Annotated in this window: 27 protein-coding genes, 1 tRNA gene and 1 riboswitch; of the genes, 11 read left to right on the top strand and 17 right to left on the bottom strand. The window is 37.4% G+C overall.

From position 1 onward, the window contains the following. Positions 1-598 precede the first annotated feature (598 nt). Positions 599-1,498, bottom strand: coding sequence for a DMT family transporter (locus AC58NB_RS17000; protein ID WP_497427985.1), 900 nt, complete (start codon positions 1,496-1,498; stop codon positions 599-601). Between the two features lie 116 nt (positions 1,499-1,614). Between AC58NB_RS17000 and AC58NB_RS16995 the strand changes: the two genes are divergently transcribed. Further along, positions 1,615-2,310 (top strand): MgtC/SapB family protein, encoded by a 696-nt coding sequence (locus AC58NB_RS16995; protein WP_497427984.1) that lies wholly within the window; start codon positions 1,615-1,617, stop codon positions 2,308-2,310. A gap of 369 nt (positions 2,311-2,679) precedes the next feature. Further along, positions 2,680-2,751 (top strand) — tRNA-Ala (locus AC58NB_RS16990). 348 nt (positions 2,752-3,099) lie between these two features. On the opposite strand, the gene AC58NB_RS16985 is transcribed toward AC58NB_RS16990, so the two are convergent. Continuing rightward, a complete protein-coding gene (locus AC58NB_RS16985; RefSeq protein WP_497427983.1) occupies positions 3,100-3,279 on the bottom strand; it encodes a hypothetical protein in 180 nt (59 codons plus the stop codon). Between the two features lie 264 nt (positions 3,280-3,543). Beyond that, positions 3,544-4,029, bottom strand: coding sequence for a GNAT family N-acetyltransferase (locus tag AC58NB_RS16980; RefSeq protein ID WP_497427982.1), 486 nt, complete (start codon positions 4,027-4,029; stop codon positions 3,544-3,546). A gap of 129 nt (positions 4,030-4,158) precedes the next feature. Between AC58NB_RS16980 and AC58NB_RS16975 the strand changes: the two genes are divergently transcribed. Further along, positions 4,159-4,365, top strand: coding sequence for a hypothetical protein (locus tag AC58NB_RS16975; protein WP_497427981.1), 207 nt, complete (start codon positions 4,159-4,161; stop codon positions 4,363-4,365). Between the two features lie 580 nt (positions 4,366-4,945). Here AC58NB_RS16975 and AC58NB_RS16970 read toward each other — a convergent pair. Beyond that, entirely contained in the window at positions 4,946-5,752 is an 807-nt protein-coding gene (locus AC58NB_RS16970; RefSeq protein ID WP_497427980.1) for a formate/nitrite transporter family protein, read from the bottom strand. Between the two features lie 184 nt (positions 5,753-5,936). Beyond that, complete coding sequence (locus AC58NB_RS16965; protein WP_497427979.1) at positions 5,937-6,467, bottom strand: HD domain-containing protein; 531 nt, start codon at positions 6,465-6,467, stop codon at positions 5,937-5,939. Positions 6,468-6,716: 249 nt separating this feature from the next. Here AC58NB_RS16965 and AC58NB_RS16960 point away from each other — a divergent pair, with 249 nt between their 5' ends. Next, complete coding sequence (locus tag AC58NB_RS16960; RefSeq protein WP_497427978.1) at positions 6,717-7,208, top strand: cupin domain-containing protein; 492 nt, start codon at positions 6,717-6,719, stop codon at positions 7,206-7,208. 162 nt (positions 7,209-7,370) lie between these two features. Next, entirely contained in the window at positions 7,371-8,102 is a 732-nt protein-coding gene (locus tag AC58NB_RS16955) for a YqcI/YcgG family protein (protein ID WP_497427977.1), read from the top strand. Between the two features lie 98 nt (positions 8,103-8,200). On the opposite strand, the gene AC58NB_RS16950 is transcribed toward AC58NB_RS16955, so the two are convergent. Then, positions 8,201-8,398 (bottom strand): YwbE family protein, encoded by a 198-nt coding sequence (locus AC58NB_RS16950; RefSeq protein WP_497427976.1) that lies wholly within the window; start codon positions 8,396-8,398, stop codon positions 8,201-8,203. 115 nt (positions 8,399-8,513) lie between these two features. Here AC58NB_RS16950 and AC58NB_RS16945 point away from each other — a divergent pair, with 115 nt between their 5' ends. Beyond that, entirely contained in the window at positions 8,514-8,987 is a 474-nt protein-coding gene (locus AC58NB_RS16945) for a hypothetical protein (protein ID WP_497427975.1), read from the top strand. An 83-nt stretch (positions 8,988-9,070) separates the two neighbouring features. Here AC58NB_RS16945 and AC58NB_RS16940 read toward each other — a convergent pair whose 3' ends face one another. The 4 genes from AC58NB_RS16940 to AC58NB_RS16925 all read right to left on the bottom strand — a co-directional run bounded on the left by AC58NB_RS16940 (position 9,071) and on the right by AC58NB_RS16925 (position 12,048). After that, entirely contained in the window at positions 9,071-9,850 is a 780-nt protein-coding gene (locus AC58NB_RS16940; protein ID WP_497427974.1) for an enoyl-CoA hydratase/isomerase family protein, read from the bottom strand. After that, on the bottom strand, positions 9,850-10,008 hold the full coding sequence (locus AC58NB_RS16935; protein ID WP_497427973.1) for a hypothetical protein: 159 nt from the start codon (positions 10,006-10,008) through the stop codon (positions 9,850-9,852). Before AC58NB_RS16935 ends, AC58NB_RS16940 begins: the two co-directional genes overlap by 1 nt. A 425-nt stretch (positions 10,009-10,433) precedes the next feature. Next, positions 10,434-11,354 carry an ABC transporter substrate-binding protein gene (locus AC58NB_RS16930; RefSeq protein WP_497427986.1) on the bottom strand — a complete coding sequence of 307 codons (921 nt, stop codon included), beginning with the start codon at positions 11,352-11,354 and terminating at the stop codon, positions 10,434-10,436. A gap of 160 nt (positions 11,355-11,514) precedes the next feature. Continuing rightward, positions 11,515-11,710, bottom strand: a riboswitch (cobalamin riboswitch). 35 nt (positions 11,711-11,745) lie between these two features. Continuing rightward, positions 11,746-12,048: a DUF6509 family protein gene (locus AC58NB_RS16925; protein ID WP_497427972.1), complete on the bottom strand. Its 303-nt coding sequence runs from the start codon at positions 12,046-12,048 to the stop codon at positions 11,746-11,748. Positions 12,049-12,199: 151 nt separating this feature from the next. Here AC58NB_RS16925 and AC58NB_RS16920 point away from each other — a divergent pair, with 151 nt between their 5' ends. Next, complete coding sequence (locus AC58NB_RS16920) at positions 12,200-12,889, top strand: polysaccharide deacetylase family protein (protein ID WP_497427971.1); 690 nt, start codon at positions 12,200-12,202, stop codon at positions 12,887-12,889. Positions 12,890-13,493: 604 nt separating this feature from the next. Here AC58NB_RS16920 and AC58NB_RS16915 read toward each other — a convergent pair. The 5 genes from AC58NB_RS16915 to AC58NB_RS16895 all read right to left on the bottom strand — a co-directional run bounded on the left by AC58NB_RS16915 (position 13,494) and on the right by AC58NB_RS16895 (position 17,904). After that, complete coding sequence (locus AC58NB_RS16915; protein ID WP_497427970.1) at positions 13,494-13,826, bottom strand: antibiotic biosynthesis monooxygenase family protein; 333 nt, start codon at positions 13,824-13,826, stop codon at positions 13,494-13,496. Between the two features lie 61 nt (positions 13,827-13,887). Continuing rightward, a complete protein-coding gene (locus tag AC58NB_RS16910; RefSeq protein WP_497427969.1) occupies positions 13,888-14,925 on the bottom strand; it encodes a siderophore ABC transporter substrate-binding protein in 1,038 nt (345 codons plus the stop codon). Positions 14,926-15,240: 315 nt separating this feature from the next. Continuing rightward, the gene (locus tag AC58NB_RS16905; protein ID WP_497427968.1) at positions 15,241-16,008 is read right to left on the bottom strand and encodes an iron ABC transporter ATP-binding protein; all 768 of its coding nucleotides are present in this window, start codon (positions 16,006-16,008) and stop codon (positions 15,241-15,243) included. Further along, positions 16,008-16,961: an iron chelate uptake ABC transporter family permease subunit gene (locus tag AC58NB_RS16900; RefSeq protein WP_497427967.1), complete on the bottom strand. Its 954-nt coding sequence runs from the start codon at positions 16,959-16,961 to the stop codon at positions 16,008-16,010. The genes AC58NB_RS16905 and AC58NB_RS16900 overlap by 1 nt, the downstream gene beginning before the upstream one ends. Next, entirely contained in the window at positions 16,948-17,904 is a 957-nt protein-coding gene (locus AC58NB_RS16895) for an ABC transporter permease (protein ID WP_497427966.1), read from the bottom strand. Before AC58NB_RS16895 ends, AC58NB_RS16900 begins: the two co-directional genes overlap by 14 nt. Positions 17,905-18,290: 386 nt before the next feature. Here AC58NB_RS16895 and AC58NB_RS16890 point away from each other — a divergent pair, with 386 nt between their 5' ends. Together AC58NB_RS16890 and AC58NB_RS16885 are read left to right on the top strand one after the other, a co-directional pair. Beyond that, a complete protein-coding gene (locus AC58NB_RS16890) occupies positions 18,291-19,355 on the top strand; it encodes a YeeE/YedE thiosulfate transporter family protein (protein WP_497427965.1) in 1,065 nt (354 codons plus the stop codon). A 22-nt stretch (positions 19,356-19,377) separates the two neighbouring features. Beyond that, the gene (locus tag AC58NB_RS16885; RefSeq protein ID WP_497427964.1) at positions 19,378-19,605 is read left to right on the top strand and encodes a sulfurtransferase TusA family protein; all 228 of its coding nucleotides are present in this window, start codon (positions 19,378-19,380) and stop codon (positions 19,603-19,605) included. A 52-nt stretch (positions 19,606-19,657) separates the two neighbouring features. Here the strand turns inward: AC58NB_RS16885 and AC58NB_RS16880 are convergent, their stop codons facing one another. Further along, entirely contained in the window at positions 19,658-20,584 is a 927-nt protein-coding gene (locus AC58NB_RS16880; protein WP_497427963.1) for an MBL fold metallo-hydrolase, read from the bottom strand. 22 nt (positions 20,585-20,606) lie between these two features. Next, complete coding sequence (locus tag AC58NB_RS16875; protein ID WP_497427962.1) at positions 20,607-22,043, bottom strand: NAD-dependent succinate-semialdehyde dehydrogenase; 1,437 nt, start codon at positions 22,041-22,043, stop codon at positions 20,607-20,609. Positions 22,044-22,233: 190 nt separating this feature from the next. On the opposite strand from AC58NB_RS16875, the gene AC58NB_RS16870 reads away from it, so the two are divergent. Both AC58NB_RS16870 and AC58NB_RS16865 read left to right on the top strand, forming a co-directional pair. Next, complete coding sequence (locus tag AC58NB_RS16870) at positions 22,234-24,312, top strand: peptidoglycan D,D-transpeptidase FtsI family protein (protein WP_497427961.1); 2,079 nt, start codon at positions 22,234-22,236, stop codon at positions 24,310-24,312. 108 nt (positions 24,313-24,420) lie between these two features. Further along, positions 24,421-24,915 carry a hypothetical protein gene (locus AC58NB_RS16865; RefSeq protein ID WP_497427960.1) on the top strand — a complete coding sequence of 165 codons (495 nt, stop codon included), beginning with the start codon at positions 24,421-24,423 and terminating at the stop codon, positions 24,913-24,915. The last annotated feature ends 400 nt before the right edge of the window (positions 24,916-25,315 follow it).

The following is a 25,315-nucleotide window of genomic DNA, read 5'->3' as shown; positions in this document are numbered from 1 at the left end:
TTGACGAGATTTTAAAAATCTCTTATTTTAGACTTGCTTGGCGTTTCGTTTTGTTTAGTTTTCAAAGAACAATCTGTCGTGTTAGCGACTTTTATATTATATCAAGATAACTTTTTGTTGTCAACAACTTTTTTAAAAAGTTTTTTTGACTTATTTTCATTCGTTATCTCGTTCGCGTTAGCGACTTTTATAATATATCAGAATAGCTTGTTTTCGTCAACAACTTTTTTAAACTTTTTTGTTGAACGTTGTTCAACGAAGTGAACGATAGTTAATATATCATGTACCATTATAAGTATGCAAGTACTTTTTTAACTTTTTTTCGTTTTTTTATATTATTTCTCCATAGCATCCTAAAACAGCATAAAACTTACTAACATTTTACGGATATCTAATTAAAGTTATTAGCCGGCTGTTTCCCTTTCTACTGACTAATTTCAGGTACCTAACTATGCGTACATTACGTTGTTTAGAGTTTACAAACCTTTTATCTGTCTCATCCATTCCAAACCTACGCTCCTATAACATAAAATAATATTTATTTCCTGATTAAGCTGCAAGGAAGTTTAATATGAATGATTTGGGATGTAATTTAATGTTAAATATCACGATCCACAATAGGGTCTTTTCTTTTATTCACTAAAATGAATAGAGATAATCCCATTAATATAAATAAAGCACCAACCAATTGCGTAGCGGATACGGTCTCATTAAATAAATAGTAAGCCAATATAGCTGCCCCAACAGGTTCGAATAATATCGCCATTGATATTTTCGTTGTACTAACCCATTCAATTGCCCAATTAAAGAGCGAGTGTCCCAGAATAGTTGGTACGATAGCCAACAATATAAATAGGTACCATTCTTCTTTAGGATAATGGGCTAACTCATGTCCGCTTCCAAGTACATAAATTAGTAATATGAATGCACTTATACTGTATACAATAAAGGTATAGGCAGTCAGTCCTATCCTTTTACGAACTAGTTGTCCAATTAAAAAATAGGCAGTTGCCAATGCACATGCTATCAGAGCTAGAACGTCACCGATCAAGGCAACCTTATTATGCGCAAAATCGCTGGCACTAATTAAGACACTCCCCGTAATTGCTACTACTATACTTAAGAACCCTCTAATGGAGACTCGCTCCTTAAATAAAAAATAAGTACCAAAAAATGCAAACAAAGGCTGTAGCGTAACCAATACAGTTGAATTAGCCACTGATGTGTACTGGAGAGATTCAAACCATAAAATAAAATGAAAAGCAAGAAACCCACCAGCCAATGCACAAAAAATCCAATCTTTTTTATTAATCCCCCGCATTTCTTTGATAGAACTCTTTAAGAAAAAGGGTAAAAGAATTAAAGAAGAAAATAACATTCGATAAAAAGCGATGACGCTGGAAGGCGCATCCGAATACCGGACAAAAATCGCTGAAAAGGAAACTCCTATAACTCCAATAACAATAGCAAGATAAGGTTTAAAGAGTGGCTGATTCATATACTCCATCCTTTGCCGCAAATTTTAATAAAGTTTTCTAATAGTTCATTATTCTGGAACCTCATCGTATCATATTCTATTCTATATAGAAGAACATATAAAGGAAGGTTACCAACATGGATTTTTCAATTGACTTACAAATGATTATTAAACTATGCATATCAGCTGTACTTGGTCTTATCATAGGACTTGAGCGAGAAATTAAAAGAAAACCTGTTGGTTTGAAAACATCTCTCGTAATCTCTATTGTTAGTTGTTTATTAACGATTGTCTCTATTGAATCGGCCTATAATGCGAAAGGGTCCGTATTTGGCGTAACAGTTACAATGGATCCTCTCCGGCTTGCAGCTCAGATTGTATCAGGTATTGGTTTCATTGGAGCTGGCGTTATATTAAGACGAGGTAATGACAGCATTTCCGGTTTAACTACTGCAGCATTAATTTGGGGAGCTGGCGGTATAGGTATTACAGTAGGAGCTGGCTTTTATATGGAAGCCATCACCGGGGTTATCTTACTAATCATTAGCGTTGAGTGGCTCCCATTATTATTTAGTCACATCGGGCCGAAAAAATTCAGAGAAAAAGAAATACACCTTCAGTTAATTATTGCTGAAAAAGAAAGTATAGCGCCCATTATTGAATTAATAGAGCAAAAGGAAATTTCAATCAAATCTGTTCGCATAAAAGATTTGACCAACAGCCATCAAATTCGTTTAAAAACTACTATAGATACTAAACGCCGTATTACAGATGTTTATTATTCCGTTTCAAAAATTGAAGGAATAATGAGTATCGAAATTGAAAATGCATAACTTTGATCTGGAGCAGCATCTTGACTGCTCCTTTTATATGTCGTTTTCTAACGGATTTCTAATAAATAAACGTACTATTGAATTCCTTCTTATTTCAAGCCCTTTATTAGGTAGCCCAGGTATAGTTATAAAAACCAACAACAACGGTCATCAAGGAGTGACTATTTATCAGCCTGTCTTAAAAAAAACCTGACCACCTTACCAAAAATAAATTAGCTAGAATATTGACTGACTTATATAACACATTCATTTCAATAATGTATTGATTGAAAAGTCTTGTATTTGAATGATGAATAATAATTTACAGAAGATTGACATTTCCTCTAAATTAGTTAAAATAAGAATGTACAGTTCAACCCATTTTATTATGGGGCTATAGTTCAGCGGGAGAATGCTTCGCTGGCAGCGAAGAGGTCAGGGGTTCGAATCCCCTTAGCTCCATACCTAGAAACCCTTGTGTAGCAAGGGTTTCTTCTTTTTTTTACAGGTTTGCACATTTCGTGCATAATTCACATGCCCCGCATCATCGCCGAAACAATGCATCCTCAAAGCTTATGGCTGCTTCCTTTGGAGGATTGCGAAAAGCTAAGGTTATGCCCCTGATATGACCTAGCCTTTCAGCAATACCTTCAATTGTAGAAAATCAATCCTCTTTTAAATTTCCATTAAAAAAACCGCTCCCCTATAACAGGAAAGCGACTTTTTTGATCCGTTTAGTTCATTAGACTGTCCTAAATAAATGATGTCTTTTCAGCAAAAACACTTAAAAGAATATGTATTAGAAATTCTTTAGATCGACTGGATGAAACTCACTATTAAATAAACTGCAATACAGACGACAATACTTTGTAAGTATACGCCTGCTTCCTTCTTTGTAGAATCATCCTTATTATTGTTATTTTTTACGGAACGGACTGATCCATAGAGAATTCCTGCGATAACAGCAATGATTAAGGGAACTGTATTCATAAGCGTCTGCCTCCTTTGTGATTATTCTAACATAGAATAATCATCCGTATTGTCAGCTATGCTTTCTTTAAAACAGCCTCATGATTAATTAAAATCATGAGGCTGTTTATTATATAATTCCACTAGTCTTCCAGACTACCATCAAAAAATATTTGATTGTATACCGTTCAACTCGGTGGGTCTACCACCTTTGTACCTGGTTATCGTAATGTGCTGATACTCAAAGTTAATATCGTAAATCATTTTTTATATCTCTATAACCAATTACCTTGCCCATCCTATAACCTTTTTATAGAAAAGTAACGTGGTATTCTCATTCAATTTTCTGAGTTCACCTGTTTGAACATAGCCCATCTTTTCATACAGATGACAATTACCTTCTTCCTCTTTGATAGTCGCCAATTCCCACCTCTCTGCTTGTGGATAATAATCTTCAGCGATCTTTATTGATTCCTGAGCAATTCCCATCCCTTGATACTCAGGTAATATGAACATGGGGCTGATTTTATATACGGCTTGCCCTTCACTCCATACAATATTGATCGCTCCAACTAGCTGGTTATTAAATAGAATTTTATAAAACACACCATTACGATTTTTCAAGCGCTTGTATACCTTTTCAATGTCTTCAGCTGCAGGATTTGTATCATAATCCTTATATTTCTCCAGCAGGGGCATGAACGATTCTCTTTGGATGGCTAATAAACCTACCGCGTCCTTTTCCTCTGCTTTTTCCAACTTAATATCCATTTCAACACTTCCTCGTATCGTGTGATAAATATCTTGCCACGCTTTTGTCTTACGCCCTTTATCTACTCAAAAACGCACCTCTTCTATTTCTATCGAATACGATGATAAAAAACGGAAGGGACTGTAAGAATGGAATCTGAAAATGACTTTAATACATTGGATTTCGCCCTCCCGCTGCTGGATATTATTGTGATTATGCTGACAGACGAAAATCCTGTGAATGGGGTCATCCTATTAGTGCTTTTTAAAGCTGTTACAAACGATCCACTATTGGAAATATTTTTTATTATATTAGCAATCGTTCTTTGGGCTGCTCGTCAAGGTGAAGTAGAATAACTGTTTTATAATAATAGACAGGCTATCCCGCTGCACATGTAACAGGCGCAATAATATTCATACCTGCATATGAGAAAGGAGCTATTCTGTACAATGTAGCCCTTTTTCTTCAAGTTTTTCTCATCATTCTTACAACTCGCTATCGCTAAATGAATGATTACAGGACTTACCATTTTGTATTATTTTACCACCAAAAGATGAGTCTACATAAATAAAACAAGAGGGAACCTTCATCAAGTTTAAAGAATTCCACTTCCATTACCTCATGCCTGTTTATTATCCATAGGGATTTTGGTTTATCACACTTGTTAGCAGGAATCCCCTTTTTGCCTGCCTTCCTTTTTCCTTCACCGGCCTGTTCTATGTGTTTGTTGTACTACAGAAATAGGAATTATCCAGCTCTTTTTAGATGGTACTCTCAAATAATTATTAATCCTAAATAAGCCAGATAAAAAACCACCTGGATTTAATTGACTCCAAGTGGTTTTTTCTTATATTGTATGTTGATTTCTTATAACGTATTTACTTTATAGTGAAAACTATTCAATTGTCTTTCATCATCGTCCTGTAAATATAAAACTTACATGCTTTCCGATTTTATTTTCTCAGAAGATGGGTTTATATAGGTTTGATAGGATTTCCCATACAGAAAAGCGACGAGAACAGATCCGCCAATGGCATTCCCCAAGAATACAGGTACAAAATTGATAAAATAGTCCATCCAGGTAAAATAACCTTCGAATATAGCTGCTGGAATAACAAACATATTCGCTACTACGTGTTGAAAACCAATGGCAACAAACGCCATAATCGGGAACCATATTCCCGCTATTTTTCCCGCAATATCATTGGCGCTGTAGGATAGCCATACTGCAAGTGCAACGAGCCAATTACAGCCAACACCTGAGATAAGAGCCGGCCAAAATTCTACTTCAATTTTATGAGCAGCTATGTCTATCGTTTTTTCGAGATAGACCCCGCTTGCTGTAAATTCTCCTAAATGGCCAAAGAAATAAGCTACAAAAATCGCTCCTGCAAAATTACTGAGCGTTATCCAAAACCAATTATGCACTAAACGTGATAAGGGAATTCGTTTGGCGAGCCAGGCCATCGGCACTGCCATCATATTTCCAGTCAATAATTCTCCACCGGCAATTAAGATTAAAATAAGTCCAAGCGGGAAAACAGCTGCTCCTATAAATGATCCAAATGTTCCCCAGTCTTCTGGCAAGCTTGCTGTCACTCGAATATAAAGTAAGTAACCCACAGAAATATAAGCTCCACCCAAAAACCCTAATACTAATAAATTTGTTAATGATAAACTGGTCTTCTTCACTCCGGCTTCTACTGCTGCTAAGGCAATCTCGTGTGGTGACTTAAAAGCCATATCATTTCCTCCGTTCTATGTATTCCATTTTCTTGAATCTCTATATGGGAAAAAATATCATTCTACCCAAATTTATTATATTCGTATCACAGTTAGGCGTAAAGAGAACATTTGGTAAATATTTTCTATTTACATAAAGGCAAGCATAAAAAACCCCTTCATTTCACAACTGAAGGGGTTTTATTTATACCATTTTTTTATGTTCTTTTAATTCCTCATCAATCATAGCATCCAGTTTAATAATACTTGCTTTTGCTCGTTCATAATCTATTTTACGATAATGGTGAAGCCCACCCTCTTCTTCATCCTTTTCATCTGCCCATTTCACTACTTGCTGAAGAGGTGTTCTCACTATATCATTTGAAGGTAAAAAGGAATCTGTATGAAATAATATAGCATGGGCAATAATCTTCGCTTGTATTGGGTTTTCACCAAGTCTAATTAATAATTTATGAGCTCTTTCGGCTCCCTTTATTGGATGTATATCATTGTTTCTATATAATTCATAATCCCATTTACCATTTCGGTACCACGTAAAGTGTCCCATATCGTGAAGCAGACCTGCCTTCGCAGCAGAATCGACGTCCACCTTCTGCTCCTTAGCTAAATGAAAGGCATGATAAGCAACAGCGATTGCATGTGCCAAGCCAGAACGATTTAAATATTTCTGCGCAATACGATGTTCAAAGATATCTAGTAAAGTAACATCCCTCATTCGGTCTCCTCCTCTGGATATTTTTGTATATTTATCAAACCAAATTTATATTAATGTGCATTATAGCACGGATCCTCTAACAGATTAAAGTAATTTATTATTGTATAAATCACCTTCTTTTCCTCTCTTCAAACATTTTTTATAAATAACTATACTTTATTCTTTGTAAAGTATGAAACAAAATGAACGATTAGCCTTGTTTACCATATTTGAAACAGGGAATTTCTAAACATAAAAGGAGGGAATAAAATGAATCATTATCAAACTTTTTTCTTGAAAGATGATGGAATAATCCCTAATAATCCAAACTTACCCGTTATCCTTTATAAACAGGCTGTCAAAAAACCCGAATCCAATATGGAGAGCATTTTCAATGAAAACCAATGGCTTAACAGTTGGACAAATGGAGTATTTGACTATCATCATTATCATAGTAATTCACATGAGGTTTTAGGTGTTATTAGAGGAGAAGCCACCCTAATGATTGGCGGTGAAAAAGGCAAAGTGATTCAGGTTCAGACAGGCGATGTAATCGTTCTTCCAGCTGGCACTGGACACAAACGCCTGAAAGCGAGCTCTGACTTCTCTGTTGTGGGCGCATATCCAGATGGAATGAATTTTAATACGAAATATGGGAAGGAAAATGAACGTCCCGAGGTATTAGTAGAGATTAGTAAAGTTCCACTCCCTAAAACCGATCCTGTTACTGGCAAGGAAGGCCCCTTAATGCAAGAGTGGTAATGTAAACCTTTTAGTTGTATAACTACCTTATCTAATTCCCCCACCTTATTTTCTATTTATAGTCATTAAAATAAATATTTTACTAAACTTCAAAATGTTTCAACACCTAATTTTAGGGAATATAGAACTATCTAAAAATGAATCTATAGGGGAATTGACTGTATGCTACAGCAAAAAACAAATTTATTAGAAAAGCAAGATATGACGAATCCACAAATCGTACCCGAATGGGTAACAAAGGAATACCAAACTTTCCATAATACTGTTACAAACCCGACTTTTCCCTGCTATTTTGGTATGAAAGCAGAAAATAAAGGTGAACTCCGTTATGCGTATATGACTCATGAGGATTGGTCATCCCTACCGAAAGCAGTCGAAAGCTTCCTTGAATTATTTAAGGAGCCCCCACATATAAGACACGGATTATTTGTATTTGTAGAACCTGAAAAAGAGGAACGCGATATCCCTTATTACAGGGATTATTTTTGGAGAATTCTACAGTATTTACACGAACATGATCCTAAACTATGGCCGGAAGATAAACCGAAAGATCCTGAACATTTTCTGTGGGACTTTCACTTTGCCGGTGAACCATTCTTTATCTTTGGTAATTGCCCTGCCTACAAACAGCGTAAAACACGTGATCTTGGTAATAGTTTAGTTCTTGGCTTTCAGCCGCGAATGATTTTTGAAGGACTCGAAGGAACCGAAAAAGGCGGTATTATGTCCAGAGAGAAAGTACGGGAACGTGTGGAGAAATGGGACCAGCTTCCGAAACATCCTGATATTAGCCATTATGGCGATACCAATCATAATGAATGGAAACAATACTTTATCGGTGACGATATAGAACCTATCGCCGGTAAGTGCCCTTTCCATCATAAGAATGCTTAGATAATCAAAAGCTGATCCATCATGGATCAGCTTTCTGCTATTATGCTGGGCAATAGTATAGATCTCTCCATCCAAAACGGATCATTTCCGGATTGCTCTTATTTAATAATCTGTTGAACTCTTCCAACCTGTCCATCCGTTAAACGCACTTTAATGCCATGTGGATGTGTTGCTGAATTAGTTAATATATCTTTAACAATACCCCTTGTTAAAGCACCGGTGCGCTGATCCTTCTTTAAAACAATATCCACTTCTAGTCCTGCATGTATATCACTGCGATTTTTCCCGTTTTTCATCTTTGTAACCACCCTTATTTATCTAAAATTCATAATTACATTCGTTGAGCATAACGTAATCTATCCACTAATGGTATAATGGACGAATAGTAAAATCCACTTTTATGGAGGCAGTATGTTAACTTTTGAAGAAAAAATTGCAATTATAGAGTCCTTTAAGGAACTCGAACGTAAAAATGTTTCTCTTGGACGTGTCAATTATCAATATCCTGAAAGCAAATTAGATAAAATGAATGTAGTCTACCACCTGCACCCTAACGGCAATGGTTTCGTTTTTGCTGAAGGAATACCAGGTTATCGAGTTGATCATAAAGGTTTGGTAAACATCAGAGATTTTTCTGCTGAGCAATTAGAAACAATTCTATCCAAATCTATTCAACTTCTTTCTACTGAACCGCATGAAGACCAAAAGGTCGATTCGAATGGTGAAGAAGAAACTTGGACAAACAATGAAGGTCATACTCTTACCTTGGTACTAGAGGAAGATATGTGGAATGTATACGCAGGCTTAAATCTGGATGGAACGTTTCCTTCCTATAATGAAGCAAAATCATATTTAATGGAAGAAGGATTCCATAAACAAGCTTAACCAAAAAGCCCATTGGTTCTCATTATCCAATGGGCTTTATATTTATCCAAGAGACTGTATCATTCCACCCACCTATCAGTTGATTATTTACCGGAAAACTCTGCCTTCCTTTTCTTAAAAAAGGAGCTAATTCCTTCCATGGCATCTTCTGATTGGGCTATTTTTAACATATTATCCAATTCAATTGAGATTCCGTCTTCCAAAGAAACTTCTGTCCCTCTTATGACAGAATCAAGGATTCCTTTAATCGCGAGTGGCGGCCCTTCAGCTAGTCTGGTTGCGATTGCTAAGGATTCAAATTTCAGCATATTAACAGGTACAACTTTATTAATTAAACCATATTCAAATGCTTTAATCGCTGAAATTTTTTCACCGCTTAACATTAATTCAAGTGCCCGCCTGCGGCCAATCAATCTTGGCAACCGTTGCGTTCCTCCATAACCAGGCATAATTCCAAGTTTAATTTCAGGTAGAGCAAACTCTGCTGTATTCGCAGCTATAACCAAGTGGCAGGCCATTTGCAATTCATTTCCTCCGCCTAAGGCATGACCGTTTATACTGGCGATGATGGGTTTTGGAAATGACTCTATTCGATTAAATAAGTCATGCATACCTTGAATCGTTGCCCTTGCTTTTTCCGGCTCCGCCAAATCAGCAAATTCATTCACATCGGCTCCAGCTGAGAAAGATTTATCTCCTGCTCCGGTTAAGATAATTGCCCTAATATCATTGTTAGTTTCTATATCATCTAAATAAGTCCCAATTTCATATAATGTATCCCTATTCAATGTATTAAGGGGAGGTCGATTAATCGTAATGAAAGCTACCTTTTCATTTACTTCCAATAAACAATTTTGTCCCATTATCCTGCCTCCCTTTCTATTATTATGGCAATTGCCTGACTAAAACCAATACACATGGTGGCCAGACCATAAAGCCCGTTTGTCCGTACCAACTCATTTAAAAGAGTAACGATAATACGAGCCCTAAAGCGGATGTCATAGAGCAATTGCACCGCCATATGGATTCACCTTTTCCATACATTGAGCTGGATACGCGTAAAACCAGCACTCAATAAGCCTAAGCGATAAACCCCATTGAGCACTTGCCATGAGTGATTATTTCTTTTTCTAACCAAAGCAACACTGATTAAATCATTGGTATCTGTGCGAACTATTAGAAGGTATTCTATCTGTCTGGCATTTTTCAGCGGATTTATTTCCCGTCAATGATCTATCTTTGTTTACTTTTCTAATTTACAGCTTATGCTGATTAGCATAAACTACGAGCCTATCATTCTAATCCCACATGTGAGTGTGAATACGTATTGGTATTATCATATCTACATAAAAGGAAAATTTCAACAATATTATCGGAATATTCAAATTATTTAATTCGAAAAAAAAAGAGCTTCCCTTCATGTAGGGAAGCTCTCAAGTGGAATGGTTATTTAAAAGTTTCAGGATAGATTTTTTCAGCTAACAATTGCAATCCTTCTGTTAAACGCGGTCCCGGGCGTGACACCGTATCGTTATTGACATCGTAAATTTGCTTATTTTTAACAGCTTTTACCTCAGACCAAGCCTTTCTTCCATATATCTGTTCTTCAGGATTTTCAATATAATAGCCGTATGTAGTAATAATGACATCAGGATTGCGCTCAATGACTTGTTCTTCACTCATCGTAACCCATCCATTTTGATCGGCGGCGATATTTTCCGCGTGAATGATTTCTAGCATATCTCCCATAAAGGTTCCGCTGCCTGCCGTATATAAATCTGGGGAGGAAGATACCTCAATCCATACTTTCTTTTTATCTTTTATTTTGCTGGCTTTCTCTTTAATGGTTGCCACTTCTTTTTTCATATCATTAATCATTTCTTCACCCTTTTCGGATGTTCCGGTAGCCTTTGCAATTAACTCAATTGTTCCATATGCTTCTTCAAATGAATTGGCATCAGGAACTATAACTACATCAATATCAGCTGTTTGAAATTGCTTGATTGTATCCTTGGCGTTAGTAAAATGGCTTGCCGAAAGTAAAACAAGATCAGGATTTAATTCCAATACTTTTTCAACATTAATCTCTAAGCCGCCGACTTTTGGTTTGTTAGCTGCCTCAGTTGGATAATTACAATAATCAGATACCCCAACGATTTTCTCACCAAGACCAAGTGCATAGGCAGTTTCAGTATTGCTTGGCAATAAAGAAACAATAGCTTCAGGTTTTTCCTCAATTTTAATTTTTTCTCCTGAACCATCTTTCACCTCAATCGGAAAGGAAGATGATGTGGATTCAGGACCCTCTTTTTTCTGAGTCGAGTCATCATTAGATGATGAACATCCATACATAAAAATGGATAACATAAAGGTTAAAACCACTAAAAATAAATTGTTTTTCTTTTTCAACACTGTTATTCCCCCATATTCTTAAATAATAAAAAAAGCCTTAGCTCAAGGAAAAGCTAAGGCGGCGTCCTATACTAAACAACAGGCTCAGGCTACCCTACTCTTCCCTCCGAAAAATAGTACATAAAATGAAAAAGCAGGTCTCCTGGCTTAACGCATCAATTTACTTTGATTTACCTTCCTATGCTCAAAATGGCGAGCCAGTGGTTTACCAAATCATTTCATCCACGCACACAGTAGCGGGGGCTGCACCGGAATGACACCGGTTTCCCTATTATCCTTATAAATAAGGCACTCTTTCAATTCTTTATATTCAAATTTCTTTTATGATCTGTTATGTAAGATTATCTTAATCTTCTTCGTATTCAAGATCAGTGTGTTCTTTGCAAAATTGCAATACCATGGATAACTCATCATCCTCAAGCTCAAAATCCAGAACACTTTGTGTTTCATTTTCTATAAACTCATACTTTGTAATTGAATCCTTATTTTCATCCATTACATATATAACACGTAAAAGTAACCCTTTTTCGGTATAGAGCTCATCATCCTCAGGAACAGCCACTTCCAGTAAATATTCATATCTATCTCCGGGGAGAATTCCAAATGGGTCTTCCAGTTTTTCCACTGTGTAACTTTGTATCTCAATCATGTTTATCAACCTTTCTGAATTGCCTATGTATTATTATACATGTTCCTTTTCGATATTAAACATTTTACCCCATTATTCAACTTGTTTTAAGAATATATTTTAATTGTTAATCGAAAACTATAGTAAACCATTTCTAACAGAGGAGTTTATTATGCGTATTTTACCTGTTATCACTTTGCTTATTATCCAACTTTTCATTCCAATAGAATCATTTGCAAAAACAGCCTACCTCAGTTTCGATGATGGACCCTCAAACTGCACACAGGATATTCTTGATATTCTTAAAACTCAGGATGTCAAAGCAACCTTTTTTGTAACCGGAACGGCAAGTCCCGGACATATGTATTTGTATAAAGAAATTGTTAAAAATGGTCATGCCCTTGGGTTACATTCCTATTCCCATAATTATTCTGAAATTTATCGATCTAAGGATTCATTTTTTAAAGATATTAATAAACTGGAAACATTCTTAAAAGAAGAAGTAGGCGAAAGCCCAAAAATTTTACGCTTTCCTGGTGGCTCCAATAATTATGTTGCTAAACAATATGCTGGTACTAATTTAATGAAGCAATTAAAAACTGAGGTAACAGAGAGGGGATATAAATATTATGATTGGAATTGTGATGCCAATGATGGATTGAATCCTCCGATTCCAGAAAAAAAATTACTTAACTTAATTATGAGAGGAGTAGATGAAAAGGAAAATCTTTATATCCTCCTGCACGATTTTAATAGCAATACAACAATTGTCGATGGACTACCGGAAATCATTCGTCGTCTAAAACATAAAGGTTACACTTTTAAAATTATGGACGAGACAACTCCACCTTTGGAATTTTAGATATATGTGTAATCTGGCTCGCTTTGAAAATATATAGCAGCGGATTTTCCGTCAGAGGTTGTTGTGCGGGAACTCATTTATATTTATAAAAACGGGGCGGGGACATAATCTAATTTAATAATGGTATGTAGAATGACCAAAATCTATTGAAACAAATAAAACACGAACTATTAGGGGGAATATCACTTATGTCCCAGCCCCGTTTCAAATTGTAGACAAAAGGAATTCAGAATGGCCCTTAAGGGACCAATTTCTGAATTCCTTATTTTTTACCTTATTCACGAATTTTGGACCTTCCCAAGTCCAATTATAAAAAACACTGAGAATTTCTGTCTTATACCGTGGAAACCCATATATGAAGCAGTATCCTATTTTCTGCAGAATGGGAGAGACTCCTGCGGGAAGAACAAGCGTACCCTAGACCCCGCAGCGCAGAGCGCGAGGAGGCTTGATGCTTGCCCGCGGAAAGCGAGCCCATTCTGTAGAAAATAGTGTTAACCGAATAGGAAAGAATAGCGAAAAAAAAGACTGTAAACAAGGTCCCTAAAAAATAAGGGGTTTGTCTACAGTCTGAAACGCTTTTTAATAAAGGGCGTTTGTTTCATTATTCAACTACAAGATAATTTCCATGTTCCATATTGATCACGTACTCCGGCTTTGGAGGCTTGCCGCCATGCTCCTTAATTTTCGCTTTATGGCCTGCAATGTGCTCAGGACTCTTCTCCCATGCTTTCCACGCTTCCTCTGATTCCCAGCGGATGATCATGACAACTTCCTCTTCCCCACGTGTTGTTTTCTTCACTAACAACTCACGGCTGATAAAGCCTTCACGTTGCTCTAACAAGGATGGTCCTTGGTCTGGCTTCTTTTTAAAACGTTCTAATACCTTATCTGAATTACCTTCTGTTACTGTCCATTTACGAAGTTGAACGAACATCCTTATCGCCCCTTTTATGAAAAAGCATGCCCCGCTTGAGACATGCTCCTTGTTATGAATATTATTTTAACTCATTTAGAATTTCATCTAGTTTTTCAGCTTCAGTAGTTACACCATTGCTTGAGAAGTACCAGTTAACACCGTCTAAGTAGACAATCTTTCCTTCTTTGTAAGCACGAGTTTTCTTGATAATATCATTTTCAATATCTTTCTTAATTGTTTCCACATCAGAAGCTGTACGGTCAATGATTAATAATACTTCTGGATCTACAGATAGAATTGACTCATAAGAAAAGTCAGAACCGTGGGAAGATGCTTCAATATCAGTTGTTGCTGGCTTGAAGCCAAAGTCATTGTAAACATAAGCAAAACGGGAATCTTCTCCATTGTCAAAACCAGAGATTTTCTTGTCATTATACATAGCTACTAATGCATTTTCATACCCAGCTGCTTTTTCTTTTACTGCATCTACTTTCTCTTGTAATGACGCCTTTAACTCTTTACCTTTTTCTTCTTTATCGAAAATTTTAGCTGCTAAATCGACTGTTTCATTTACAGCTTCTATGTAATTCTCGTTATCAGAACCAATGAAGATTACATTCGGTGTAATTTCTTTCAATTCTTCATAGAATGGTGTTTGACGGCCAGAGATGAAAATAACATCCGGCTCAGCAGCTGCTACTGCTTCAAAATCAATTTGTTTTAATGTACCAACATCAGCAACACCGTCAGTAACATATTTTTCTTTTAAATGTTCTGGCATATTCCCTTTACCGCCGCCAGCTGCTACTCCTACGATTCCTTCAACACCCATTGCATCTAGTGTATCTAAGAAACCATAATCAAGTGTAACAATTCGTTCAGGCATTTTATCTAATTTTACATCTTCAAAAGTAGTTGTTGTACCTTTTTCTTCATCTTCACGAGAATCTGTTAAGGAAGAAACTGTCATTGGGAATTTAGAACTTTCAGTAGTTCCTTTTTCTTCTGTTTGTTTTTTCTCAGAAGATTCTCCAGCTGTTGACTCATCACCTGAGTTACAAGCTGTCAACATTAAAGTTAAAGCAGCCATTGCAGTTAATACTTTCCACTTCTTCATCCTTTGTTATCCCCCTATTTATCTTGTTTAATTGAAAACGATTATCATTTTCAGTTGACATTATTATTCTAAATGAGAATCACAAATTATGTCAACACTTTTAAAATTTAAGCTACATCTTTTTAGTACTTACTTTGTCAAATAAATGTGGACCCTCTCAACTTGCAGGTCTACCTCTCTTTTTGTAGCCATTAATAATAATGTCAATGTCCCCATACCCTTCTTTCTATAAGAAGGTGTATTTACATAAAAAGGACTCCAAAATACGTTACTATTTTGAAGTCCTTACTAAAATTAGATATTAGCTCATTAGAGTTATGAATGTGAATTAAAGTATACGCAAATACGGCAGCCATCTTGCTCCTGTACAGGTATATGCATATCATACACATCACGTAAGGATTCTGAGTTGATAATTTCATGCGCTGGGCCATCCTTTACAAGTCGCCCATCCTTTAACGCCACAATACGATCAGAATATACAGAAGCGAAATTTATATCATGCAAGACTATAACTACCGTTTTTCCTAACTCATCTACTAGCTTGCGCAGTATTTTCATAATTTGAACGGAGTGTTTCATATCCAGATTGTTTAATGGCTCGTCCAATAAAATATATTCTGTATCTTGAGCAATCACCATGGAAATAAAAGCACGCTGTTTTTGCCCGCCTGATAATTCATCCAGCATTTTATCTTGCATATCTGTTAAATTCAAATATTCCAGGGCTTGGTCTACAATTTTTTCATCCTCTTCATTCAAACGTCCTTTTGAATAAGGATAGCGGCCAAAGGAAACAAGTTCGCGTACGGTTAGGCGAATATTTAAGTGATTGGCCTGCCTTAAAATAGCGACCCGCTTCGCAAAAGCATCTGATTTCATTTTCTTAACGTCCGTTTGATCTAAAAACACTTCACCTGTATCAGCATCTAAGAGACGGCTCACCATTGACAATAACGTCGATTTACCGGCACCATTTGGACCAATAAATGATGTAATGGCTCCCGGCTGGATTTGCAATGTTACATTCTCAATGACAGATTTCTTCCCAAAGCTTTTAGAAAGCTCTTTAATTGTAATCATTACGCTTTCCTACTTTCCTTTAGTAATAAGTATATAAAGTAAATCCCACCGACAAAGTTAATAACGACACTAATGGTTGTATTCAATTGGAAAACATGCTGAACAAGAAATTGTCCTCCGACAAGCGCAATGATACTGATCAAGCTTGCCCCAATAATTAATATGGAATGCTTATATGTAGCCAAATATTGATAAGCTAAATTCGCTACAATTAACCCTAAGAAGGTCACTGGACCAACTAGTGCAGTCGAAGTAGCAATTAGTATAGATGAAAGTATCAGGACTTTTAGCACGATTTTATCATAAGAAACACCCAGATTAATTGCATTATCACGCCCTAAAGATACAACGTCTAAATCACGTAATAATCGATAGCCATAAATAAAGGCTGCACTTAAAATGACAATCGCAATAAGCAATAATTCAGTCTTCACATTCATAAAGCTTGCAAACAAACGAGCTTGCAGACTTTCATATTCTACAGGATCAATAATGACCTGCATGAAGGTGACCAGACTTCCAAGGAAGGTTCCAATAATCATACCTGCTAATAATAAAAGGAAGATTGGATATTTATCTGCCCGGAATAAAAAGCGATATAAAATCAAGGCGAAGATCACCATCGCAATGATTGCTACACCAAAGTTTAAATAACGACTTACAACGAAAATCGAAGCCGAACCTGCTGTAAAGTAAATCACCGTTTGAACAACCTCATACATGGAGTCAATCCCCATAACGGAAGGTGTTAATAAACGGTTATGTGTGATGGTCTGGAAGATAACCGTTGCATACGCAATTGCCGTACCAGTCATAACCATTGCAGCTAAGCGTTCCACACGCTTAGGAAAGGCATAACTAAAACCACCCTGGATATTATAAAAGGCAAATAACGCCATACATGCTATGGCAATAACAGCTAAAATAATTAGCTTCACGCTATTTTTTTGCATATGCTTTCCCCCTAAACAACATGATTAAGAAGATCGCACTGCCAATTACAGCGACTGTTGTATTTACCGGTATCTCATATGGATGCACAATTAATCGGCTTAGAATATCACACGCCAATAAGAATGCCGCCCCCATGAAAATTGTATGAGGAATGGTTTTACGTAAATTATCCCCCAAATACAAGGAAACGAGATTCGGTACAATTAATCCTAAAAACGGAATCATTCCTACTGTTAAAACAACTGTTGTAGAAATGAGCGCTACGATAACAAGGCCGATATTTAACACTGTACGATAACTTAAACCTAAGTTTTTGGCAAAATCTTCGCCCATACCTGCTACAGTAAATTTATTAGCGTAAATATAAGCAATAATGATCGCTGGTACCGCTACATACAGTAATTCATAGCGTCCCGAAACGACTAATGTAAAACTCCCTAAAAAGAATGACTCTACATTTTGCAGAACATCTGCCTCATATCCTAAAAATGTTGACATAGCTCCAATAATATTACCGTACATAATCCCGATAAGGGGTACAAATATAACATCTTTGAACTTTATACGTTCAAGCAGCTGCATAAAGACAAATGTTCCAATTAAGGCAAAGGCAAAACTAAATAAAATTTGGCCCATATAGGACATGCCTGTAAAGAATATCATTGAAACAATGACACCTAATTTTGCTGCATCAAGCGTGCCAGCCGTTGTCGGTGATACGAACTTATTTCGGCTTAAGCTTTGCATAATTAAACCTGCAATCCCCATTCCTGAACCAGCTAAAATTATAGCCATTAACCGTGGCAACCGACTCATCAAGAAGATTTGTGTCTTTTCTGAATTCCAATCAAGCAGATCGCTCGGGTTAATATCAATAGCTCCTATAAATAGCGAGATAAAGGATAGGATAACAGTCGCTAATACTAGTATCCATAGTCTCATTTGCAATCCCCGTAAAATTAGTTTCTCAACAACATTAAATGATAATGATAATCACTATTGAGTCGCCTTTAATTATAGACAACAAAAATAGGAAAATCAACATCTACCGATTATCATTATCAATGATTTATTGAAAAATCAGGAAAATAGCAATGTTGTATTTTCCTATGATCCAAGCACTAATTTAGACTTCATCAGGACCATGTAGAAAAGTTCGATTAGCTATTATCAGTATTTTAATAACTTACTTATGAAAAAATCTAACTGATTAAATAAACATTTAAACTCCTACTTTAGAATCATTTTTGTATTATTTGGTATTAATCCTTAGTAATCTTATATGTTTTATTATAATATAATCCTATCCAATTATCGGGAGGTTCAACATGATTGAAATCATTAGTTATGGTCTTATCGTCGGACTTTTATTAGGGTTCGTTTTACAAAGAGGTCGTTTTTGTGTAGTCGGAGCATACCGTGACCTGCTCCTCGCTAGGGACGGACGTATGTTTCTTGCAACCATGATTGTTATTGCCATTCAGGCCATTGGTGTGTATGCTCTCGCAGCTAATGGAGTCATTACGATTCAAGCAGATGCTTTTCCATGGCTAGGGACAATTGTCGGCGGATTCATTTTCGGAATAGGTATGGTTCTTGCCGGAGGGTGTGCCACTGGCACATGGTATCGAGCAGGTGAGGGTTTAATTGGGAGCTGGATTGCATTAGGCGGCTATGCACTTAGTGCAGCAATGACCAAGTTTGGCGTACTGAGCACAGTGGGCGGAAATGTACTTTCCTACAGAACAAGCGATACGTATATCCATGAAACATTTAACCTATCTCCATGGGCACTAGTTATCACTTTCGCCTTACTCATAGGTGTTTTGGTATACCGTAACTTAAAGCAGCCTAAATTGCCTTCTTTTAAAATGAAACAACAGAAAACAGGAATTGCTCATCTTTTATTTGAGAAACGCTGGCATCCATTCGTTACAGCGCTGCTAGTAGGTTTAATCGCTATACTCGCGTGGCCGTTAAGCGAAGCAACGGGAAGAATGGCTGGTCTTGGAATTACAACTCCAACTGCACAGTTATTAACATTCTTTGTTAATGGTGATACATCACTGTTAAACTGGGGAGTTTTCCTAGTTCTTGGTATTGGGATTGGATCCTATATTGCCGCCCGCGGCAGTAATGAATTCAAATGGCGCCTACCCGATAAAAGAACACTTGCATATAATGCAAGCGGAGGACTGATCATGGGCTTTGGTGCATCGCTTGCTGGAGGTTGCACAATCGGAAATGGGTTAGTAAACACAGCTCTATTCACTTGGCAAGGATGGGTTGCCGTTGTTTTCTTCTTATTAGGAACATGGACGGCTACTTACTTTACTATTATTCGTAAACAAAAAAAACAAAAAGCAGGCGCCGGCAATACAGCGGTAGCCTAATTTAATAGGAGGGTTTACTTAAATGACAAAAGTACTCGAAACAAATGGAATGGTTTGCCCCTTCCCACTTGAAGAAGCCAAATTGGCAATGGCAGAAATGGTCACTGGCGAAGAATTGATCATCAATTTTGATTGTACGCAAGGTACAGAAAGCATTCCACGCTGGGCCGCAAAAGAAGGCCATGAAATTACGAGTTTTGAACAAACCGGCAGTGCTGAATGGCAAATCATCTTAAAAAAAGGACACTAATATAAACGATAGGCAGGCGCTCAAATTAGAATTAATGAGCGCCTGCCTATTTTTAGTTACCCCACAATGTTTCTCCTATGAGTAGTGTCTTCAATTTTTTTTCTGGCATTTGCCTCCTACTCCACTCGTTCAATAATCTTTCTAATGCTTCTGGCCCTGTATCATCAGCTAGTCGATAAGCACCGTAATGCATTGGGATAAAACAATCCCCATTTAATTCCATAAAAGCTTTTACTGCATCTTCAGGGTTAATATGAGAGCTCGCCATGAACCACTCAGGCTCATACGCTCCAATCGGCATGAGTACATAGTTAGGATGATGAAACCTTTCCGCAATATCCCGGAATCCTTTAAAATAACCTGTATCTCCCACAAAATAGATAGTCTCGGCTTTACGGTCATTTTCAATCATCCACCCTCCCCAATGAGAAGTGTTCGTATCGCGGACCCCTCTTCTGGTCCAATGCTGAGCCGGAACGAAATGAAAGAATAAGGTTTCATGTTTTAATCTATCCCACCAGTTTGCTTCATGGACTTTTCTGTATCCTCTTTTTAAGAAGGCCTTTCCTAATCCAATGGGCACATAATAAACCGGGTCCCCTTTTAATTTACGTATGGAAGAGAAATCGAGATGATCATAATGTCCATGCGAAATTAAAACAGCATCGATTGACGGTAAATCTTCTATGTTTATGCCTGGTGCTGTCATTCGGGATTGAACACCCATCCGCTTGGCCCAAACTGGGTCAGTAAGAATATTCATTCCATCCAATTGAATCAAAAATGTTGAGTGACCAATCCAGGTTATTGATGTACGAAACTGATTGGTTCTTAGCTCGTCGATTTGGGGATAATCCAAACGGCCAATTTGAGTTTTTAGATCCTTTTGTTTTTTACGCCGCTCTTTATTCCAACGATACATATCACGAAAAGTATGCTCATTCTTTACCGCATCAAGATTTTCGAATTTTTTTACCATCTGGCCTCCATTCCTCATCTTTTTACAAGCCTAATGAAATATATTTTATCTCTAGATATTCATCCAATCCGTAGTGGCTTCCTTCTCTGCCCAGCCCGCTTTCTTTAAATCCTCCAAAAGGAGCCTGCGCTGTGGAAGGCAAGCCATCATTAACTCCAACAATTCCGTACTCCAAATTTTCAGCAATCCAAATGGCCTCACGGATATTTTCCGAGAATACATAAGCAGCCAAGCCAAATGGTGTATGATTTGCCCGTTCCACCGCTTCCTCCATCCGATCAAAAGCGGAGATTGGAGCAAGCGGGCCAAATGTTTCTTCTTTCATGCAGAGCATATCATCGGTGGCACCCGAGATGACTGCAGGAGTTATAAAATGGCCAGCCATTTCTTCAAGAACCTCTCCGCCTGTAAGAATCGTTGCACCCTTTTCTCTCGCATCATTGATATGTCGCACTACCTTTTTAACGGCTTTTTCATTAATAAGCGGCCCAATATGATTGCCTTTTACCATACCGTTACCGACCTTTAATTGTTCTACTTTTCTTGTATAAAGTTTCGTGAATTCTTCCACAACCGACCGTTGGACAAAAATACGGTTAGCACAAACACAGGTCTGACCAGCATTGCGGAATTTTGAATCAATGGCTCCATTAACGGCTTTTTCAATATCTGCATTCTCTGTCACAATAAAAGGTGCAAGACCTCCAAGCTCGAGGGAAATCTTTTTCACCGTATCTGCAGCGTCTTTCATTAAAATTTTCCCTACCTCGGTCGAGCCTGTAAATGTAATCTTACGTACTCTTGTATCCTTCTGCCAAACAGATACGATCCGCTGTGCATCACCTGTGACAATGTTCAGGACTCCAGCAGGAATACCTGCCTCCTCCGCCAGCTCAATTAATTTTAAGGCTGTAAAGGGTGTTTCTTCAGAAGGTTTAATGACAGCCGTACATCCTGCTGCCAGAGCAGGGGCTACTTTTCTCGTGATCATGGCAGCCGGGAAATTCCATGGGGTAATGGCCGCTATAACGCCGACTGGTTGTTTTTGAACAAATATACGTTTATTTGGGGAAGATGCCGGTATGGTCTCTCCATATACACGTTTCGCCTCTTCAGCAAACCAGGTAATAAAACTGTTAGCATAACGGATTTCCCCTTTTGCTTCTTCAAAGGGTTTGCCTTGCTCAAGCGTCATGATCTCTGCTAATTCATCTATATGTATATCTATTAATCTAGACCATTCCTGCAGTTTCGCACTCCGCTCCTCTGCTGTTAATTTTGACCATTCTGGACCACTCTTATACGCTGCCTCAACCGCTGCCTTTGCGTCCAACTCTGTTCCATCCGGAATCTTTCCCATTATTTCTCCTGTTGCGGGATTATAAACATTTATTTTATTTTCACAATCTATCCAACTTCCATTAATATACATGCCTTGTGGAAACAAACTATTATTCATCTCGATGTCTCCCTTCCATAAATAATTCAGATGCTAATTACTAGTTTCCCTTTCTTTCTCAACTATAAAACATTCGCCCATTTCTGCCTAACTTATAGAATCAGGAATTAAGTAAAAACAATAGTATTATCCATATTAATCCATTAAAATAAGTTTAAGACAGTTTTTATAATTTTTGGAGGTTTAAAGATTGAAAAATCCTCAACGAAAAAAAAAGAAGAAAAAGCCATCCGTTAATACTCGAACAAATATATTATTATTTGTGATTTTTCTATTATTCACAGCTTTAATATTACGTTTAGGAATTTTACAAATTGCCCATGGTGAATCATTCAAAAAAGAAGTGGAAAGAACCGAGGACATCACTGTTAACAAGCCGGTCCCACGCGGCCTCATTTATGATAAGAATCATAAGTTAATCGTGGATAATCAACCTGTTAACGCCATCACCTATTCACGCAGTAAAACGGCCGAAACAAAAGAAATGGTTGAAACTGCCGAGAAATTATCCAAGTTAATCAGTGTAAGTAAAGATGAGATCGAGGATATAAAAGAACGGGATCTTAAGGATTTTTGGATCATTATGAATCCGAAAGCAGCACAAAAAAAAGTAACCAAAAAAGAGCTTGCTGATAAGAAGGATAAAGAACTGTATAAACTACAGCTGGATCGCATTACTGAAAAAGAATTATCAGCATTCACAGAAGCAGAGTTAAAAACTCTCGCTATTTTTCGTAGGTTTAACAGCGGGACTTACTTAACTCCGCAAATCGTTAAGAATAAGGATGTTAGCGATCGAGAAATGGCTCGTGTCACTGAAAATTTGGATGAATTGCCTGGAGTTGATACTTCTGTGGACTGGAACCGTAAATACCCATATGATAGTACACTGCAATCTATCCTCGGCAGGACATCCTCTTCTGATGAAGGTCTGCCAAAGGAAAAAGTCGAATATTATTCCTCCCGTGGCTACAGTCTTAATGAACGTGTGGGGGTTTCAAACCTGGAACTTCAATATGAAGATATTTTACATGGTCAAAAAGCAAAAGCAAAAAACAAACTTGATAAAAGCGGAAATATCATTTCCACAGAGGAACTTACTGAGGGCCAACGTGGTAAAGATCTTGTTTTGACAATTGATATAGACTTTCAAAAGAAAGTAGAAACAATTATAGAAGATGAACTAAGAACTAAAAAAGCGATGTATAATGCGCCTTATCTTGATAGAGCATTTGTGGTTGCTATGGATCCGACAACTGGTGAAGTATTAGCATTGGCAGGCAAACAATATGTTTGGAATGAAAAGAAAAACCAATATGAGATGAAGGACTTTGCCCAGGGGACCTATACAACAGCCTATGCTATGGGATCATCTGTCAAAGCAGCCACCGTGTTAACTGGGTATCAGGAAGGAGCCATTCAGCCTGGAACAACTCTTCATGATGCACCCATGCAGATAAAGGATACTCCAGTAAAAAAATCCTATACAAATATGGGGTATATTTCTGACTTAACCGCCTTACAACGTTCCTCCAATGTGTATATGTTTAAAACAGCACTAGAGATCGGTGAAGGTAATTATGTTCCGAATGGACCTTTATCCGTAAAGCCTGAAGCATTTGATATCATGCGGAATCATTACAGTGAGTTTGGATTAGGAAAGCGAACAGGAATCGATCTACCGGGAGAACAAATTGGGTATAAAGGATCCGAATTAGGTGCCGGAAAACTAATGGACTTTGCGATTGGGCAATATGATACCTATACCCCACTCCAGCTGGCACAATATATTTCCACCATTGCAAATGGCGGTTACCGTGTACAACCGCGTGTTGTTAAGGAACTACATGAACCAGTATTGGAGAAAGGAAAACTAGGTCCTGTTTTCAAAGAAATTGAACCCAAGATCCAAAATAAATTAAGTATGAAGGATGAGTGGATTAATCGAGTCCAAGAAGGTTTACGACTTGTGACACAATCTTCAAGAGGAACCGGTAAATTACTTCAAGGTGAACCATATAGTCCCGCAGGTAAAACAGGAACAGCAGAAGCCTTCTATGATGGACCAAAATGGACCCCTGGAACCAAGCAGCCTGAAACATGGAATATTACATTTGCAACCTATGCACCATATGACAATCCAGAAATTGCTATGGCTGTTGTCGTTCCCTGGGCCTACCAATCCAGTGGTCATTCGATGAATTTAGAGATTGGCAAAAAGGTGTACAGAGCTTACTTTGGAATGGATAAAACAAATGAAGATAATTAAAGAAGTGAATATTCTATTGGACTCATTGCCCAACTTTTAGGCGAATAAGCTCCTTCTGTATATAGACACATATACTAACATGGAATTACGTTAGAAGGAGTGAATGCAGTGACAAATGGATATGATCAGCAATTTGAAAATTTACCGCTTGAAATGAGACAACAAAGCTATTATGGTGGCGGCCACGGACAACATGGGCATTATGGTGGGGGTCATGGTCATCATGGTCATCATGGCGGTGGCCATGGGCATCATCATGGCAGCCATGGCCACCATCATGGACATTATGGTGGCGGCATGGGCCATCATCATGGATATTATGGTGGCATGGGATATCCTCACCATTCTGGCGGAGGATATGGACACTACATGCCTTATCAACAAGGCCACCAGTTTGGTTCTCATGGATATGGTGGAGGGTACGGATTCCCACAACAGGGCTGGCAAGGACAGCAATGGGGCCAAGGCCAACAATGGGGGCAATGGTCCCCTGGACAATTTGGTTATGGCGGAGGGTCTCATTCCCAAAACCGTGATCCATATTCCTATGACGAATTTGAAACAGATCCATCTCAATTAGCTAACCCTTATTTTCAATATTAATTATTGATAGCTAAAGCACATAGTATCTATCATGTTACTGAAAATAAGATTGATATTGGTGACTTTAATGCAATAAACACATGTATAAGAAAATAAAACAGGAGTGGGAAAATTCCACTCCTTTTTCATTACATGTTTTTCTAAATATCTACTTATTTTGATCGTTTTTTTTATTCAATTAGGGAATAACATGGTGCTGCACCTACTAATTTTTTGGTGCTAATCCCTTATGTTTTGCACAGATGTACTATTCAATTATTGAATGGAGCTTTATTTTTCAACTTAATTAAAGACAAAAATAGACCCTACAAATGTAGGGTCTATGATTTAGCTTTTATTAAGCTTTTTGAACGTTTGTAGCTTGTGGGCCACGTTGTCCTTGTTCTACTTCAAACGTTAC

The organism is Pradoshia sp. TA40_28, assembly GCF_059694525.1.
The sequence above is the reverse complement of the archived record's forward strand: the minus strand, read 5'-3'. Positions and strand labels throughout refer to the sequence as shown.